Below are 17,602 nucleotides of genomic sequence, written 5' to 3' on the forward strand. Positions count from 1 at the left end.
GGGGCCTCCCGTTACATCAGGCCCACGAACGCCGGGACCGAAAGCCGCCCGGCCACACGGAAGGATGGGCCATGGAAGCACAGCGACTGAATCCCGCGAAGGTTGCCCCGGGTGTGTACCAGGCGATGATGGGGCTGGAGCGCTACCTGCATGAGTGCGGGCTGGAGGCCAACCTCCTGCACCTCATCAAGCTGCGCGCGTCGCAGGTCAACGGCTGCGCGTACTGCATCGACATGCACTGGAAGGACCTGCGCGCCGCCGGGGAGACGGAGCAGCGGCTCTACGGGCTGGATGCGTGGGAGGAGAGCCCGTACTACTCGGAGCGCGAGCGCGCGGCGCTGGCGTGGACGGAGGCCGTCACCCTCGTGTCGGAGGGCCACGTGCCGGAGAGCGTGTATCAGGCGGTGAAACCGCACTTCTCCGAGAAGGAGCTGGCGGACCTCACCTTCGCCGTGGCCGCCATCAACGCGTGGAACCGCCTGGCCATCGCCTCGCGGACGACGCCGGGCACCTACAAGGCCCCGGTGTCCCCGCAGAAGGGCGGCTGAGCTTCACGTCCCGGGCGGCGTGCGCGGCAGCTCGGTGCCGAAGAGGACCTGGAGCAGGTCCATCAGTCCCGGCCACGCCTCGGCGCCGAGCCAGAGCCCTTCCGCGCAGTGCTCGGCCGACACTTCCAGCGAGGTGTTGTCGAAGAGCTTCGCTGGCAGCGGCCCCTCCGAGGGCAGCTTGCCCTCAATCTGGAGCACCTTGCCGTCCCAGCGGATGCCCGGCGGGAGCAGCCGCTCCGCCAGCGCGCGCAGTGCCGCCTGTCCGGCGCCCGCGCGCAGCACGCCCATCATCAGGGACGAGGCCGTGCGCGACTCCTCCAGCTCCACCACGCCCGGCGTGAGCAGCCACAGCCGGTAGCGGCCGGAGGACAGCTCCACGCGCTCCAGCGTCGTCTGCACGCGCAGCTTCCAGCCCTGCACCGACAGGCGCACGTCGTAGACGTCCGGCTTCGCGGTCCACTCGCGCAGCTCCAGGTGCTTCACCTTGCGCAGCAGCTGGCGGACCACCATCTCCACGCGGGGGTGGGACAGGCGCAGCCGCTTGCGCCCCACGTCCACCGCCACGTCCTCACCGAGGGCGGAGGGCAGCCGCTTCGCCCACTCGCGCGCGCCCTCCATCAGCTTCGCCGCCAGTGACTGACCCGACATCCGCATCCTCCGGGGAGCGTCACGCGCCACGGACCCGCCTGGGTCCGGCGCGACGCGCGGGCCGCAGCATGCACCGGATTCATCCCGTGCGCTTCGCCTGCCTGCCCGCCCGCCCGCCCGCCCGCCTGGGAGCGGAGGCACCGTTGGCTGGTGCTATCATCCCCTCGCCTCTTTCCCGGCTTCACCCCCCAGGGAACTTCCATGGCCCCATCCAACTCCGTGCTCGACCTTCCTCCCGAGCCGTCCCTCGCCCTCCCCCGCTCCTTCTGGAAGACGTTCGTCAAGGAGTACTGGAACCGTCAGCCCACCGTCTTCCGGGGACTGTTTCCCGCGCACTTCCCCACGCCCCAGGACGCCTTCGAGGCGGTGCTCGCGTGCGGTGAGCGCTACCGCAAGGGCGATTTCAAGCAGCAGATTCGCATCTACATCGAGCACGAGCCGGAGCCCGGTCAGGTCCCTGACTACTCCTCCATCTTCTCGCTGTCGCGCTACCTGCCCGTCCCCGAGGACCGGACGCTCGACGGGTACACGGCGCGCATGACGCACCAGCTGAAGGGCCGGCGCTTCGGCGTCTTGCTCAACAACCTCCAGACGTACCACTGGAACCACTGGCTCCAGGTGAAGAGCTTCCTGGGGGGCTTCTTCCAGGCCCTCGGCGTGCCGCTGTCGGGCGTGGACTCGACGCTCTTCATGGGCAACTACCTGTACACGCCCTTCGGCGTGCACAAGGACGACCTGCACATCTTCAACTTCGTCATCCAGGGGCAGAAGGTGATGAGCCTCTGGCCCTTCGAGAAGCTCGCGCATCGCGAGGAGCTGCCGAAGGACGGCCCCAACCTGATCGACCACAACGCGCTCATCCACCTGCGCGACAAGGCGGACGAGGAGCAGCTGCTCTCGCAGGCGAAGTTCCTGGAGGCCTCGCCGGGCGACGTCCTCTTCTGGCCGGCCTCGTACTGGCACCGCGCGGAGCCGGGCAAGGGCATGTGCGTGTCCGCGTCGGTGGGCTTCAACTTCCGCCCGCCCGAGTTCGTCGAGATGGCCCCGGAGCACGAGTGGCCCGACCGGCTGCGCCACACGGAGATGCCGGGCGCGCCGAAGTGGAAGGTGCCCAACGCGCTGAAGAGCTCCATCGGCAAGCGCGGCAAGCGGGAGAATGTGATGGCCGCGGACCGCGAGAGCACCGCCGCCTGGGTGCGCTTCCTCACCAACGGCGCCATGGAAGGGGTGCCGCCGGAGGACCGCTCCGCGAAGCCCGTCACCGGCCAGGACTGGGTGCGGGCCCATCCCTCGCGGCCCATCGTCACCATGCCGCTCCCGGGAGGCCAGGTGCTGGTGGCCGCCAATGGCCGCTCGTCCATGCTGGCCGCCAATGCCGCGGTGAGCCGCCGCATGGAGAAGCTCGTGGCCACCCTCAACGCGGGCACGCCGGTGCGCGTGAAGGAGCTGGAGGAGGCGTTCTTCACGAAGCTGGAGGGGCGCACCTTCAAGCGCGGCGCCCTCCAGGGGCTGCTGAACGACCTGGTGCGCTGGCGGGCCGTGCAGCACTGCGAGCCCGGCCAGGAGGCCTGACGCGGGCGCCCGTCCCGGCCCTCACCCCGGTGGGGTCAGGGCCAGGACGAGGCTCGGCGTGCCGACGCCGTCGGCGGTGGGGAAGAACGTCAAATCGCTCCCCACGCCCCTGAGCGCGCGGAACGTCTCCATCACGGGAAGCTCCAGCTCCACCGGGGCGATGCGGCGCACGCGGCGTCCGCCCCGCACCTCCCAGCCCCCGGCGATGAGGAGCACCACGCCGGGGCGGGACATCGTCGTGAAGGTCTCCACGCGGGCCACCAGCTCCGTGCAGTCCGCGGGCAGCGCGTCGGCGCGCGGGACGACGAAGAGGTTGAGGGGCGAGGGCGCGGGAGGCGCGGTGCCTTCGCGGAAGCCCCGGCCGTGGGGCTCGGCGCCGAGCCGTGCCGCCGTCTCCGCCGAGTGGAGGAAGGCCGCCAGCCGCCCCTCGGAGATGAGCTTCAGCCCGCGCGTGGGTTGGCCCTCGTCGTCGAGCGTCCTCGGGCGGGTGCCCAGCGGCTGGCGCGGGTCGTCCTCCACGGACAGCAGTGACGGGAAGGGCTTCTTCCCCGCGGCACGAGCCAGGGCGGGCGTCGAGGCCGCCACGTCTCCGCGCAGCAGCCAGGCGAGGCCCGCCACCAGCGGCGCCGCCACGGCGGGGCGCAGGACCCACGGCAGGCCCGGTGACGGCGGCCCGGCGGGCCCTTCCAGCGCGGCCACGGCCTCTTCCAGGCGCGCTCGGAGCGGCGCGAAGTCCACCTCGCCGCCCGGCGGCGCGGCCACTGCGTCCACCACGGCGCCGCGTGCGGTCTCGCAGCGCACGAAGGCCTCCTCCGCGCGCCCTGCTTCACCCCGGCACCCGCCGTCCGCGCGCAGCACCGCGCGCCAGGTGGCCGTCTGGGTGAGCACCGCCGCCTGCACCACCACGCCGGGAGGAAGTCCCGTGCGGAGGAGGCGCTCCGACAGCGCCTCCAGCCGGGACGAGGTGTCCTCCGGCAGCGCGGGAGGGACGTCAGGGCCCGGCTCCAGCGCGGGGGGCACGGGTCCTCGCGCGCCGGAGGCCGCGCTCCGGACGGCGGCGGCCAGCACGTCCCGCACGTCCTCGCGCCCGCCCACTGGCGCCGCGGCAGCGCCGAAGGAGTCTCCCAGCCAGACGCGGGCGCACGCCGTCCGGGACTCGCCCCGGGTGGTGACGGCCGTGCCGGCGTGGACGTCGAGCTCCCGGCTCACCCGCCGCGTCGCCGAGAGATGCAACTCCAGGCTGTCCACGCCGAGCGCGCGGGCGGTGTCCGCGAGCGCGTCACGTCCCGCCTCGGCCAGCGCCGCCAGCGAAGCGCCCTGCTCCGTCTCCGCACCGTCCCGTCCACCGCCAGGGGTTCGCATCCGTCGCGTCAGGCTCCCGCCCGCATCATGCCGCATCCCCGCGCTCCCGCGCGTGCTTCGCCCCGTGTGCCCATGACACCGGGCCGCTCGCGGCACCAGCCTCCTCGCCCGCCGCCGCGCCCCGCCGGACGGGCTGGGCACCCGGTGTGCGCCGGTGCCATGATTCGCACCAGGGCGCCGCCCCTGGAGAAGCCAACGCGTGGACTGGTTCGTCGAGCGGCACGAGGTCAGCGAGGTGGTGCACCAGCGCTCGGGGCTGCGCGTCCGGGCGCCCACGCTCGAGCGCGGCTGCTCCGTCCACCGCGAGCACCCCGGCGGCAGCCAGCACACGTGGACGGAAGTGGCGGGCGCGGGCCTGCCTCCCGGTGCCCTGCCCGCTTCGCTCGCGGAGGAAGCGCGCGCGCTGCTCGCCCCCGAGCCGGGACTCTCCGGCGGCGGTGAGGCCTTCGCGGAGCTCATCCACGGACTGGTGGACGCGGCGCGCGCCGAGGGCGCGGCCCACCTCGACGTCCTGCTGCGCCACGTGCGGCGCGACACCCTCTTCTCCGACGAAGCGCGGCGTGTGCGAGCGCAGCGAGAGGCCGTGATTGTCGAGGTGAAGGTGCTCCACACCGCCGACGGCGGCCCGGTGGAGCAGTGGCGCTGCGCCGCGTACCCGGACGTCCCCCGGCTCCTGGAGGCGGCCTCCACGCTGCGGACGCGGGTGGGCCGCCTGGCGCGCGAGTTGGGGGAGCAGACGCCCCCGGTGCCGTGCCCCACGGGCCCGCTGCCCATCGTCTTCCCGCCCGGCGCGGCCTCCGCCTGCTTCTTCCACGAGGTCTGCGGCCATCCCCTGGAGGGAGACGTCGTCGCCCGCGGCGGCTCGTACCTGGCGCGCCGGCTCGGGGAGCGCGTGGCGCCCGAGCACGTCTCCGTGTCGGACGACCCCACCGACGGCCACGAGGCGCTGGCCTACGCGACGGACGACGAGGGCCAGCCGGCGTGCGCGGTGCCGCTGCTGCGCGCGGGCGTCGTCGGCGTGCCCCTGCTCGACACGCGGAGCGCGCGGGCCCTGGGCCTTTCGCCCAACGGCCACGGCCGCCGGGTGAGCTTCCGCCACCCGCCCCTGCCCCGCATGGCGCACACCCGCGTGGAGCCCCACCAGGGGGAGCTCGCCTCGCTGCTGCATGACGTGCGGCACGGGCTGCTCGTGCGGCACCTCACGCCCCGCCACATGAACCTGCTGTCGGGGGACTTCAGCTTCTACGTGGTGGAGGCCCAGGAGGTGCGCGACGGCGTGCCGGGCCGGCGGGTGTCACCCGCCATCCTCAGCGGCAATGGCCTGGAGGCCCTGGCCGCCATCGACGCGGTGGGCGCCGACGTCACCAACCTCTTCGCGACCCGCGGCTGCCGGAAGATGGACCACGGCCCGCTGCCCGTGTCCTTCGGGCAGCCCTCCGTGCGCTTCCGCCAGCTCCACGTCCGGCCCTGGCGCTGAGGCCCGCCCGGAAGCGGGCCCCGGCGCCGCTCGGCGTCACTGGCCGATGCAGCGCCAGCTCAGGTCGTCCGGCGGCACCGGATCCGCGTCCGGGTCCACCGGCTCGTCCTCCGCGCGCAGCGCGAAGTGGCGCAGGAAGGAGATGCCCGGCACGCCCGGCACGGTGATGGCCGGCACGCGCCAGGGGCGGGGGCCGAACGGGCCCGGCTCCTCCTCCGGCCCCGTCACCTTGGTGTCCTTGAAGGTCAGCGTCACCGGGGCCGAGCCGCCGCCGGGAGGCAGCACCACGGCGAAGTACCCCAGGCTGCTGGTGGGCTCCGGCGCGGCCAGGTACCCCATGGGCGACTGCCCCTCGGGGACGGCGCCCGGCGGCGCCCAGTCGAGGCCGTAGACGGTGCCGCGCGAGGCCTCGGCGATGATGCCGCCGCTGGGGATGTTGAAGAGGTCCAGCGCGAAGCTGGGGGCGTACACCCAGACGAGCAGCACGCCGCCCGTCTTCGCCGGGTCCGCCAGGTCCGCCGCCGTGGTGGGCGTCCCTTGCGCGGAGAGCAGCTGCGCGAGCGCGCCCAGCGCGCCCGTCTCACCCACCAGCGCGGCCACCTGCCCCTGGCACATCGCCGGCGAGGCGATGATGGGGCGCAGCGCGGTGGTGGGGAAGTACTGGCCCTCGGGGACGGTCTCGAACGGAGGCGACGGGAAGATGTCCACGCCGCCGGTGAGCACCGGGCCCTGCGCGGGCGGCTCGGCGCGCGCCAGGTAGTGGAGGGTGTCGCTGGAGGGCACGCCCTGCACCTGCCAGAAGCCGGTGGGCGTGGAGGGCGCCTGACTGGAGCCCGCCCGCGCGCCGTCGGCCACGAGGCTCACGCTGGAGCCCACGGCCACCGACAGCGTGAGGAAGGGGATGCCCTCGAAGAGCGCGGGCGGCGGCGCGTTCTCACCCTCCGGGTCCTCCGGGTCGGGCGGGAACATGGCCAGCGAGAAGAAGAACGCCTCCGGGTCATAGACGATGCCGGAGACGGTGGTCTGCCGCTCGGGGAGCGGGGAGAAGGGGACCTCGTCCGCCAGCGGCGCGGACGGGACGACGTCCTCTCCGGAGCAACCGGAGAGGGCGAGCAGGACGCTGGTGAAGACAGCGGTGGAAGTCCTCATGGGCGGTCTCTCTCGGAAGCTCAGTTCTTCGGCAGGACGTGCTCTGCCGGCGGCGCGGCGACGTGGCACGCGTTGGCGCAATTGCCGTAGGCGTTGGGGGTGACCTGCAGCGGCGCGAACTGCAGGTCGAAGTAGTCGGTGCCGTGCGAGGTGAGGTGGCAGCTGTTGCAGGCGATGAGGCTGGGGCGCAGGGTGCTCTCGCGCGTCAGATGGCACAGCGTGCAGTCACCCTTGTTCTGCGCGTACTTGCGCGAGTTGATGTGCAGGCTGTGAATCATTTCGGAGATGTGGCCGACGGACGCGTCGAAGTGGCACGTCTTGCACAGCTCCACGTGGTCCACGCTCACGCCGTGGTGCAGGTTGCTCAGCGAGTTCACCCCGTTGTGGCACAGCTGGCAGTTGCCCACGCGGCCCGGGTAGGTGGTGGGCTCGGCCTGGCCCACCTGGAAGAAGAAGGGGTCCATCCGGTTGAGGCGCTCGCCCATGAAGGAGCGGTGGCCCTTGAGGACGACGGCGTAGGTGCCGGCCCTGGCGTTCTCCGGCAGCTTCACGGCGTAGCGGGTGGGCGGCTCGGTGGCGTTGCCGCCGGGAATGACGTTGGTGCCGGGCGCGACGTAGTACTTGGGCTCGCTGAGCTCCGGGAAGGCGAAGTACGGCAGCGAGTACGTGCCGTTGACCACCTTCAGGTCCTGCAGCGGGCCCACCACCTTGAAGCCGGACTCGGAGCTGCTGGTGTCGCGGAAGTTCAGCAGCATGCCCTCGTTGAAATAGCCCAGGCCGTTGGACTCGTCGCCGAGGTACTCATCGAAGCTGGGCATCAGGTCGCGCGAGTGCAGGGCGTGGCCGTCACCGTCCTGGAGGGACACCTGGAAGTCCAGCGTGTCGCCCGGCTGGAAGAACTGGCCGTTGGCGGGCGTGTTCATCCGCACCGCCTGCTCCAGGCCGAAGCCGCAGGGCACGCGCTCGGAGGTGGCCAGCCCGTCCGCGTCCAGGCGGTAGCAGGTGGCGGGGCGCTCCGCCTCGGGGACGAAGTTGACGGGGAAGTAGAAGGGCGCGTCCTTCATCAGGCTCCAGGTGACGCGGATGGCGCCCTCGCCGGTGAGCTGCGGCATGGTGAAGGACTTGAACGGGTTGGTGGAGTTGGCGAGGGAGACCTTCACGCCCGTGTGGAAGACGGGGTCGCCGAACTTCGCCACGCGGTGCAGCTCCGGGTCCCCGGGGAAGTTGGGACGGCCGATGCCGTTCACCGCCCAGCTCACGCGGGTGCGGCCGGTGACGCTGGTCTCCGCGAGGAAGTCCGTGCGCTTGTACGTCTGCTCCGCGCGCACGTTGCCGTCCGCGTCGAGCACCTCCAGCAGGAAGGTGTCGTCGCTGGACGTCATCCACGCGGCGTTCTCGAAGTAGGTCTCGCGCCGGTAGGCGTCGTCGCTCATGAGCCGCCACTCGTCGCGGCCAACGGCCAGGCCGGACCAGTCCAGGCTCTTGAAGAGCGACTGCTTGCGCATCCACGTCGCCGGGGCCTGGCGGTTGGTGAAGTTCGTGTGGACGTTGATGGCGGCGTCCATCACCGTCAGCTCGCGCAGGAAGTAGAGCGCGCCGGGCGTCACGTTGAACTTCGCCGTGGGGGGCGCGGGCGGACCGGGCGGGAAGCCGGAGTTGATGTTCTGGCAAGCAGCCGGGTAGCCGGGCAGCGGCCGCGTGCCGGAGGCCACGGGCTCGCCGCTGGGGAGCACCGCGCAGCCCTGGAACGACAGCAGGGACAGCGAGATGGCGCCGGAAGCGGAGCTCGCGTAGGGGTCGAACGCCCTCGCGCCACGGCCACGCGTCCCTTCCGCGTCGGAGGTGTTGAGGACGTCACAGCCCGCGCCAAGCACGAGCGCGAGCGTGAGGACACAGCTCAGGGGAGACGGTTTCATGGGAAGGGGGCCACCAGGGGGAGCGGCTTCGCGGCGCGGCGGAAGTCTACCGGGATCATTGGGGGGAGGCCAGCGCACGTCAGTCACCCGCCTTGGCGGCGACCGGCGCGGACGCGGTCCTCAGGTAGCGGTAGAGGGCGCGGAGATCATCCTCCCTCATCCCGGAGAAGTCCCTCCACGGCATGACGAGCCGGTTGAGCTGGCCGTCGCGGACAGGCGCGTCCGCCACCTCGCGGAAGGCGGTGAAGCGGGCCACGAAGGCGTCCTCGTCCGGAGGGAGGCGGCCCTTCGGAGGCAGCAGCAGGCTCGGGGCCTGCTCGGCGCCGTGAGGCGTGGGCGTGGCACGGCCGCCTACGAAGGGCCCCGGGCCGCCGGGGCCCGGGGGACCGGAGTGGCAGAAGGCGCACTGCGCCACGGTGGCCAGGTAGCGGCCGCGCTCGACGGGCGTGGGGCCGGGCTCCGCCACCGCCGTGGTGAGCGGCGCGGCCAGACCCTTCAACTCCTCGGACACCTCCGCGGGCACCTGCGTGCGCGGGGTGGCGCGGGGCGAGGGAGGCACCTGCCGCAGCCACGCCACCACCGCGCGTGCGTCCGCGTCGGACAGGGCGCGCAGCTCCAGGTACGGCATCATGGGGAACAGGTCGCGGCCGTCGCGGCCGAAGCCCTCGCGCAGCGCGCGCAGCAGCTCCGCGTCCGTCCACCGGCCCACGCCGTGCTCGGGGTCCGAGGTGATGTTGGGCGCGCAGACGCGGCCCGGCAGCTCCCAGCCGTCGCCGAAGCAGGCGCCCGCCAGGGGCGTGCCCGTCATCGGGCCGCCGAACCGGCCGAAGTCCCGCTCCGTGTGGCAGGAGACACAGCCCAGCACGTGCTCCGCCAGGTAGCGCCCGCGCTCCACCTGTGCGGCGTTCGCGGCGGCGGCCTTCGCCTCCACGGCCGGAGCCTTCGCCTCCGCGGGAGGAGCCTTCGCCTCCGCGGGAGGAGCCTTCGCCTCCGCGGGCGGTGCTTCCGCGCGCTCGCGGCACGCGGCCAGCGCCAGCAACAGGGCCGCGGCCCTCGTCCACCTCATGGCATTCCTCCAGCGCCGTCCGGCGCGGGCCCGTCCACGTGCTGGCCCAGTCGCAGGGCGAGCACGCCACGGCGGTATTCGATGGGGAGCCGGTCCGCGGGGGTGTGAACCTCGCCCGCGAAGTCCGTGGGATGGGCCCGGGGCCGCACGCCCTCCAGCACGCGGCGGTCCTGCTCGAGGATGGCCAGCTCGCTCTTCACGAACATGTCCGGGAAGTGGCGCAGCCTCGGGTGGTACGTCGCGAAGTAGAAGCACCGCATCTTCTCTTCCGACACCGGCGAGGCGATGGCGTAGACGGTGTGCGCATAGAAGAGCGTGGGCTTGAAGGCCAGGCGCGCGGCGAAGGGCAGCGTCACGTCATACGTGAGCGTGGTCCGGTCCACCTTCGGCGGGGCGCCGTCGAGGCCGGGGGCCAGCGCCGGATAGATGATCCGCGCATGCACCCCGTCCTCCCGGCGCTCCACGTCATAGGGAGGCACTTCCTGCTCGTCCGGGTTGCCGAAGGTGCCCCGGTGCACCCAGGACAGGTGGGCCACGTCGAGGACGATTTCGATCATCCGCCCCGCGGAGGCGTCCCAGTCCAGCCGGGGCAGGTGGACCACCGCGAGGGCGCCGTCCTCCAGCTCCGGCCAGTGCGGCAGCGGCGCCGCGGGCTCCGGTGCCAGGCACACCCAGATGAGGCCGTAGCGCTCCGTGGCCCGGAACGCCGCCAGCCGGGCCGTGGGCGGAATGGGGCCTCCGGGCCGCGAGGGAAGACGCACGCACGCGCCCTCCGGCCCCCAGGTCCACCCGTGGAAGGCGCAGCGCAGGCCCTCGGCGGTGGGCTCGCCGGCGCACAGGTCCGCGCCACGGTGCGCGCAGTGGCGCTGCGTGGCCGCGACGCCGGAGCCGGTGCGCCACACCACCAGGTCCGTCTCCAGCAACCGGGCCGCGAGGGGCCGGTCCTTCAGTTCGCTCGCGTACGCGACGGGGTGCCAGTACGGAGAGAAGGCTTCGCGGTAGGAGCGCACGTCGGAACGGGGCCGGGCTCAGGCCAGCGCGAGCGGGGCGATCTTGCTTTCGATTTCCTCGAGGAGGAAGTCGATCTCCTCGATTTCATCCAGCTTCTCGGGCGCCGCCGCCGAGGCCTCCACCGGCATGGGCTCGGCCGCTGGCTGGCTCGACACGCTGGGAGCTGCCTGCACGGGAGTGGTTCCGTCCGACGCCATTGCGACCTCCTTGAAAGATGAGAATATGATGCTCCCGGAAGGCGGGGATGCTGTCAACGCTGGTAGAGTCCGCTCCCGATGAACGTGCCCCCCCTCCCCTTCGAGGCCCAGCCCGTCCCCCGCGTCCACCGTCCCCGCCCGGAGGCGCTGCTGGCCCGGGCCCTGGACGCCCCCGTGGTGGTGGAGGGGTGCCTGGAGGACTGGCCGCTCCTGAGGGAGCTGCGGGCGGCGGCCACACCCGAGGCAAAGGTGGCCGCTCTGGGGGCCCGCTTCGGCGCGCGCCCCGTCACCTTCCACCAGATGCACCCGCGGTCCGGCGGGCACTATCACTTCCGGGAAGACTTGCAGGACGTGACGTTCGGCGCCCCCCGCGAGGGCGCGCCCTTCGACGCCTTCGGGCACGAGCTGCTGCGCAGCCTGCGGGGCGAGTCGGGCGACTACGTCTACATGCAGGCGCACCTCATCGAGCGGGGGACGCCCCTGTTCGACGGGCTGGGGCCCGGCGTGCTGCCCTTCCTCACGGAGGAGCAGCTCCGCCCGCTGATGTGGGCGGGCTCCAACGGGCAGGTGGTCAACCTCCACTACGACGACTTCCTCAACTTCATCTGCATGGTGGAGGGCACCAAGCGCGTGACGATGTTCGCGCCCGAGCTGATGGCGAGCCTGTACCACGCGCCGTTCGACCGGATGCTGGAGGAGGCCCAGGCGAGCCACGTGCGCATGCTGTCCCCGGACCTGGAGCGCTTCCCCCGCTTCCGGGAGGCGCAGCGCGAGGCGCGGGTGGCCGTCATCGGCCCTGGCGACGTGCTCGTCATCCCTCCCATGTGGTGGCACCACGTGGAGTCCTTCGGCCTCAACGTCATGGTGAACAACTGGGTGCTCGCGGCTTCCTTCGAGCAGCTCGGCGAGGTGCAGCGCAACCTGACGGAGGCCATCCGGCTGTTCTTCCCGCGCACGCACGCCGAGCGCGCCCGGGCGCTGGCGCTGTACCGGCGCACCGTCTTCGTCGACGCGCCGGAGGCCTTCGCGCCGGAGCCGGACGAGCCTGCCGCCGACGCTCGCCACCGCGCCCGGACTCGCGCGCTGGTGGCGGGCCTGCCGGCCTTCCTGCGGCGGCAGGTGGCGCTGTACTACGAGCACTTCACGTTCCAGGCGTCGGGCGACCCCATCCCTACGCCGCCGGGCGCGTTCGCCGCCATGGTGGAGCGCAACGCCGGGGCCCCCACCTTCTTCGCCCGCGAGCCGATGGAGTAACTTGCGACGCTCGGTCGACATCATGATGCCTCTTCCCTCCCCCGCCCGACTCGCTCTGGTGCTGTGGCTTGCCTGGAGCAGCGTGGCCGCCGGCGCTGGCTGGAATGACCTGCAGCCGGGTGTCACGTCCGCGCGCATCCTCTACCGGGAGCTCGGCAGGCCCGCCCTGGAGGCGCAAGAGGGCAAGGACCACGTCGTCACCTACCTCGGTGCGTCCGCGCCTCCCGGCACGCGCGGCGTGCGCGCCGTGCTCACCTCGCGCACGGGCAGTCTGCTGCGCCTGGAGGTGTTCCCACGGCCCGCGCCCACCCGCGAGGCGCTGGAGGCGGAGCTCGGGCCCTCGTGCGCCGCGCGGAGGGGCCGCAAGCCCTGCTACGGGGTGAAGGCCACCGCCGGCAACCAGCTCGCCTTCCACTACGCCTCGCTCGGCGTCACGGTGTTCTTCGCGCAGGGCCAGGTGCAGGCGATGACGTACCTGCCCCCGAACCTTCCGGCGCCGAGCGTCCTGGAGGCACCGGTGCTGCCGGAGCCCGAGGCGGAGGCCGCGGCGGAGGCCGCGGCGGCGCCCGAGGTGGCGGCGCCCCCCGCGCCAGCGCCCGCGTCCACGAGCACGGGCGAGCCGGACGTGGCGACGGCATCCGTGGACGAGCTGATGCGGCCCGCGGAGATTTCCACTCCCGGCGAGGACAGCGCCCCGGCGGCGTCCCCCGTGGCGCCACCGCCGGCATCGGCCGCTCCAGTCTCTCCGGCGTCCCCGGAGGCAGCCACCCCGCCGGACGCGGAGGCGCTGGGCAGCGCCGTCGTGGAGGACGTGCAGCGCGAGCCCGTCGCCGCGAAGCCGCCGGACCTGCTCACGGTGGGCGGCATGTACTACCAGCGGGGCGAGCTCAGCGGCTCGCGCGGCGGAGGGCAGACGCAGCTCAAGCCCCTCTTCCCGGCGCTGGTGGACGTGTACCTGGACGTGAAGCCGTCGGAGAGCCTGCGCGGCTTCGTCACGGGGCGGCTCCTCTATGACCCACTGGACTCCACGCTGTCCGAGCCCCACGTCCTGCTGGACCAGCTCTGGTTCCGCTTCGTGCTCGCCGACACCGTCTTCGTGACGGCGGGGCGGCAGCAGATCAAGTGGGGCAGCTCACGCGTGTGGAACACCACGGACTTCCTGCGCCAGCCCAACCTGCTGCCGCTCGACGCGTTCGACCTGCGCACGGGCGTGGACATGATCAAGGTCAACATCCCCTGGGAGTCGCTGGCGTCCAACCTGTGGCTCATCGCCACGGCGGACCTGGAGGGCGGCACGCCGGACCGCGCGCGCTATGGCGGGGCCGTGCGAGCGGAGGTGGCCATGGGCTCCAGCGAGCTCGCCGCCACCGCCGTCTTCGACGAGGGCCGGCGCCCGCGCTACGGCCTGGACTGGTCCGGCGGCGTGGGCCCGCTGGACCTCAACGCCGAGGTGGCGCTGCTGCGCGACGACGCGGTGCACCGCTGGGAGCGCACGGCGGACGGCTTCCAGGAGCAGACGCCGCGCGGCACCTGGGTGCAGGCCAGCGGCGGGGTGATGACGCAGGTGCGGATTGCGGACATCTACCGGATGGTCCTGCGCGCGGAGGGCTTCTTCAACCAGCACGGCTACGAGGACCGGGCCTTCCTCACGTGGCTGCGCTCCACGGGGGACTTCCAGCCGCTCTACTTCGGGCGCTTCTACGGCATGGGACAGGTGTCGCTCGCGCGCCGCAGCGTCTTCGCGCCCGCGGTGACCCTCACCACGCTGGCGAACGTCAGTGATGTGTCCCTCTTCTCCCGCCTGGACTTCGGCTTCACGCCGAGGCGGGACGTCTCCGTGCAGCTCTTCGTCGAGACGCCCCTGGGGCCGCGCGGTGGCGAGTTCCGCTTCGAGCCCGACACCGGCGTCGCGGACGTGCCCGCGACGGCGCTCGGCCTGTTCCGTGCCGGCTTCAACATCCGCATGCGGATGTAGCCCTTCGATGTAGCCCTTCGAGGAAACACCCCGCCGATGGCCTCTGGCAAAGACGTGGCCCCCCTCTCCCCGGCCGAGCAGCGCGAGCGCCTCAAGCAGTTGCTGGAGCGCGGCGGCGCGCAGGCCTCCAGACCCGCCGCCGCGCCGAACACGGTGGGGCCGGTGCGGCGGCCGGACGGCGCGCCCGCGGTGCCCTCGTTCGCGCAGGAGCGCATGTGGTTCCTGCACCAGCTCCAGCCGGACTCGGCGGCGTACCTCGTGCCGCGCGCGGTGGAGCTGACGGGGGACGTGGACGCGGCGGTGCTGGAGCGCGCGCTGGTGCTCCTGCTGGCGCGCCATGCGGCGCTGCGTTCCACCTTCCCCAGCGCGGAGGGGCGCCCGCTCGTCGCCTTCCACGACGCCCCGGCCCGGGTGCTGGCGCTGGAGGACCTGGAGGCCCTGGACGCCGACGCGCGCGAGGCCCGGCTGGCGGCGCGGCTCCAGGACGAGGCCACGCGCCCCTTCGACCTGGAGCGCGGGCCCCTCTACCGCTTCCGCCTCTTCCGCCTCGCCCCCCGCCGCCACGTCTTCCTGCTGGTGCTGCATCACCTGGTGTTCGACGGCTGGTCGCTCAACGTGCTGATGCGCGAGCTGGGTGAGCTGCTCTCCGCGCTGACGCGGGGCGAGGAGCCGCGCTGGACGCCGCCCCGCCTGGAGTACGCCGACTTCGCCGCGTGGCTGCGCACGCCGGCGACGGAGGCCCGTGAGGCCACCCACCTGGAGTACTGGAAGCGCCAGCTGGCCGGCGCGCCACCGGTGCTGGAGCTGGTGACGGACCTGCCGCGTCCGGCCGTGCGCACGGACCGGGGAGCCCAGACGGAGCCCGTGCCGCTGTCCGCCGCGCTGACGGCGCAGGTGCGCGCGTACTGCCGCGAGCACCAGGTGACGCCCTTCATGGTGTTCTACGCGGCCTTCTCCGCGCTGCTGCGGCGCTACACGCAGGCGGCGGAGCTGTGCGTGGGCACGCCCGTCGCCGGCCGCTCGCACCTGGAGGCCGAGGACGTGGTGGGCCTCTTCGTCAACACCGTGGTGCTGCGCACGGCGCTGCCCGAGGGGCTGACCTTCGACGCCCACGTGGCCCGGGTGCGCCGCACGGTGCTGGACGCCACCGCGCACCAGGAGGTGCCCTTCGAGCGCGTGGTGGAGTCGCTGGGCGTGGAGCGCAGCCTCGGCCGCACGCCGCTCTTCCAGGTGATGTTCGACCTGTACGAGGAGGAGCGCTCGCTCACGGGCGCCCTGGCCGGACTGGGAGCGCGGCCGGTGCGGCTGGACACGCGGACGAGCCAGTTCGACGTGTCGCTCACCGTGGTGGCCACGGGCGGCGGCTTCGAGCTCTCCTTCCAGTACAGCACCGAGCTGTTCCAGCCCGCGACGGTGGAGCGGATGCTCGGCCACTGCCTGCGGTTGCTGGAGCACGCGCTGGCCGCGCCGGGCACCGCGGTGGATGCGCTGGCGCTGATGTCCGTCTCGGAGCGGGCGCAGGTGGTGCACGGCTTCAACGACACCGCGCGGCCCTTCGACGCAGAGGCCACGGTGGCCTCGCTCTTCGAGGCCCGGGCGGCGCTGACGCCGGACGCGCCGGCCGTGGTGGCTCCCGAGGGCACGCTCACCTTCGGCGAGCTGGCCGCGCGGGCCTCGCGGCTGGCCGCGCACCTGGCGGCGGCCGGGGCCGGGCCCGAGGGCGTGGTGGGCCTGTGCCTGGAGCGCTCGCTGGACGCGGTGGTGTCACTGCTGGGCATCTTCATGAGCGGCGCGGCGTGCCTGCCGTTGGAGGCCTCGCACCCGCCGGCCCGGCGCGCGGCGCTGCTGCGGCGCTCCGGGGCGCGGCTCGTCGTCAGCCGGCCCTCCCTGTTCGAGGGCGTGGAGCCCGGCGTGCCCGTGCTGGCGCCAGACGTGGGCGGCGCGGTGCCCGCGGTGGTGCCGCGGCGGGCTCGCGCGGAGCACCTCGCGTACCTGCTCTACACCTCCGGCTCCACGGGCGAGCCCAAGGGAGTGGAGCTCACCCACCGCAACGTCGTCCACTGCTTCGCGGCCTTCGACGCGTACTACGACACGCAGCCCGGTGACTGCTGGGCCGCGTCGGGCAGCCTGTCCTTCGACATCCACCTGGAGGAGCTGCTCTTCAGCCTCACCCGGGGCGCGCGCACGGTGCTGCGCGAGGTGGGCCCGCTGGGGCTGGGGCGCGACATCCTCCGCCACGGCGTCACCCACATCGTCATGACGCCGTCGTCGCTGGCGACGGCCCTGGAGGAGCCCGGCGCGCCGGAGGCCCTGCGCACACTGAAGGTCGTCGTGGCCGGCGGCGAGGTGCTGCCCGAGGGGCTCGTCCAGCAGCTCGCCTTCACGCGCACGCGGCTCGTCAACACCTATGGGCCCACGGAGACGAGCATCAACGTCGCCGCGGAGCACACGCTCGCGGGCCGGCCCGTGCGCCTGGGACGCCCGCTGGACCGGTGCCGGCTGTACGTGCTGGACGCGCGCGGCGAGCCCGTGCCCCCCGGTGTGCCCGGAGAGCTGTACATCGGCGGCACCTGCCTGGGCCGCGGTTACCGGGGTCGCGCGGACCTGACGGCCGAGCGATTCATCCCGGATGCGTTCTCCGGCGTGCCTGGAGAACGGCTGTACCGCACCGGCGACCGCGTGCGCTGGTTCGCCGACGGCACCCTGGGCTTCATGGGCCGCACCGACTTCCAGGTGAAGGTGCGCGGCGTGCGCATCGAGCTGGAGGAGGTGGAAGCCGCCCTGCTGCGCGTGCCCGGCGTGCGTCAGGCCGCGGTGCTCGCCCGCTCGGGGCCGGTGGACTCGCACCTGGAGGCCTTCGTCGTCCTGGAGCACGACGAGGCCCATGCGGCGCGGAGGCTGCGCGCGGCGCTGGCGGCGGTGCTGCCGGAGGCGATGGTGCCTTCGCGCTGCATCGCCTTGAAGGAGCTGCCCACCACCACCAGCGGCAAGGTGGACCGCAAGGCGCTGGCCGCGCTGCACGTGGATGGCGACGTGCAGCCCGAGGAAGGTGAGCCCCCGCGCGGGCCCGTGGAGGAGCTGCTGGCCGGGCTCTTCGGGCAGGTGCTGGGACGCGCGCGCGTGCTGCGCGAGGACTCGTTCTTCCACCTGGGAGGGCACTCGCTGAGCGCGACGCGGCTGGTGGCGCGGGTGCGGCAGGCCTTCGGTGTGGAGTTGCCGCTGGCGGCGCTGTTCGCGTCTCCCACCGTGGCCGGACTGGCGCGCGAGTTGGAGAAGCTGCGCTCAGCGGGGCTGCCTCCGCTTCCGGCGCCCTCGCCGCTTGCGCAAGGCACGCCGCCTGTCGTCTCCTCCGCCCAGCAGCGGCTGTGGTTCCTTCACCAGCTTCAGCCTGACTCCTGCGCGTACCACGTACCGGAAGCCGTGGAGC

General features: G+C 73.2%; 13 protein-coding genes. 6 read left to right on the top strand and 7 right to left on the bottom strand.

Annotated features, from left to right (window positions below; genetic code table 11):
- Window positions 1-71: 71 nt before the first annotated feature.
- Window positions 72-548 (top strand): carboxymuconolactone decarboxylase family protein, encoded by a 477-nt coding sequence (locus G4D86_RS22105; RefSeq protein WP_163995949.1) that lies wholly within the window; start codon window positions 72-74, stop codon window positions 546-548.
- A 3-nt stretch (window positions 549-551) separates the two neighbouring features.
- Here G4D86_RS22105 and G4D86_RS22110 read toward each other — a convergent pair whose 3' ends face one another.
- Window positions 552-1,196, bottom strand: coding sequence for a hypothetical protein (locus tag G4D86_RS22110; protein WP_163995950.1), 645 nt, complete (start codon window positions 1,194-1,196; stop codon window positions 552-554).
- 201 nt (window positions 1,197-1,397) lie between these two features.
- Between G4D86_RS22110 and G4D86_RS22115 the strand changes: the two genes are divergently transcribed.
- Window positions 1,398-2,768, top strand: a complete 1,371-nt coding sequence (locus G4D86_RS22115) for a cupin-like domain-containing protein (protein ID WP_163995951.1) — start codon at window positions 1,398-1,400, stop codon at window positions 2,766-2,768.
- Between the two features lie 21 nt (window positions 2,769-2,789).
- Here the strand turns inward: G4D86_RS22115 and G4D86_RS22120 are convergent, their stop codons facing one another.
- Window positions 2,790-4,130: a metallopeptidase TldD-related protein gene (locus G4D86_RS22120; protein WP_163995952.1), complete on the bottom strand. Its 1,341-nt coding sequence runs from the start codon at window positions 4,128-4,130 to the stop codon at window positions 2,790-2,792.
- Window positions 4,131-4,329: 199 nt separating this feature from the next.
- On the opposite strand from G4D86_RS22120, the gene G4D86_RS22125 reads away from it, so the two are divergent.
- A complete protein-coding gene (locus G4D86_RS22125) occupies window positions 4,330-5,607 on the top strand; it encodes a TldD/PmbA family protein (protein ID WP_163995953.1) in 1,278 nt (425 codons plus the stop codon).
- Window positions 5,608-5,643: 36 nt separating this feature from the next.
- Here G4D86_RS22125 and G4D86_RS22130 read toward each other — a convergent pair whose 3' ends face one another.
- The 5 genes from G4D86_RS22130 to G4D86_RS22150 all read right to left on the bottom strand — a co-directional run bounded on the left by G4D86_RS22130 (window position 5,644) and on the right by G4D86_RS22150 (window position 10,946).
- On the bottom strand, window positions 5,644-6,756 hold the full coding sequence (locus tag G4D86_RS22130) for a hypothetical protein (RefSeq protein ID WP_163995954.1): 1,113 nt from the start codon (window positions 6,754-6,756) through the stop codon (window positions 5,644-5,646).
- A 20-nt stretch (window positions 6,757-6,776) separates the two neighbouring features.
- Entirely contained in the window at window positions 6,777-8,672 is a 1,896-nt protein-coding gene (locus tag G4D86_RS22135) for a hypothetical protein (RefSeq protein ID WP_163995955.1), read from the bottom strand.
- A 79-nt stretch (window positions 8,673-8,751) separates the two neighbouring features.
- Window positions 8,752-9,738 (bottom strand): c-type cytochrome, encoded by a 987-nt coding sequence (locus tag G4D86_RS22140; RefSeq protein ID WP_163995956.1) that lies wholly within the window; start codon window positions 9,736-9,738, stop codon window positions 8,752-8,754.
- A complete protein-coding gene (locus tag G4D86_RS22145; RefSeq protein WP_163995957.1) occupies window positions 9,735-10,748 on the bottom strand; it encodes an aromatic ring-hydroxylating oxygenase subunit alpha in 1,014 nt (337 codons plus the stop codon). The genes G4D86_RS22140 and G4D86_RS22145 overlap by 4 nt, the downstream gene beginning before the upstream one ends.
- Window positions 10,749-10,766: 18 nt before the next feature.
- Window positions 10,767-10,946, bottom strand: a complete 180-nt coding sequence (locus tag G4D86_RS22150) for a Xan family putative trans-acting RiPP leader peptide (RefSeq protein ID WP_163995958.1) — start codon at window positions 10,944-10,946, stop codon at window positions 10,767-10,769.
- 78 nt (window positions 10,947-11,024) lie between these two features.
- Here G4D86_RS22150 and G4D86_RS22155 point away from each other — a divergent pair, with 78 nt between their 5' ends.
- From G4D86_RS22155 to G4D86_RS22165, 3 genes are all read left to right on the top strand, one after another.
- Window positions 11,025-12,200 carry a cupin-like domain-containing protein gene (locus G4D86_RS22155; protein WP_163995959.1) on the top strand — a complete coding sequence of 392 codons (1,176 nt, stop codon included), beginning with the start codon at window positions 11,025-11,027 and terminating at the stop codon, window positions 12,198-12,200.
- 1 nt (window position 12,201) lies between these two features.
- A complete protein-coding gene (locus G4D86_RS22160) occupies window positions 12,202-14,175 on the top strand; it encodes a hypothetical protein (RefSeq protein WP_240360396.1) in 1,974 nt (657 codons plus the stop codon).
- Window positions 14,176-14,211: 36 nt separating this feature from the next.
- The coding region (locus tag G4D86_RS22165) for a non-ribosomal peptide synthetase (protein WP_163995961.1) at window positions 14,212-17,602 on the top strand (3,391 nt) is incomplete at its 3' end.

Origin of the sequence: Pyxidicoccus caerfyrddinensis, from assembly GCF_010894405.1 — a bacterium.
GTDB lineage: Bacteria > Myxococcota > Myxococcia > Myxococcales > Myxococcaceae > Myxococcus > Myxococcus caerfyrddinensis.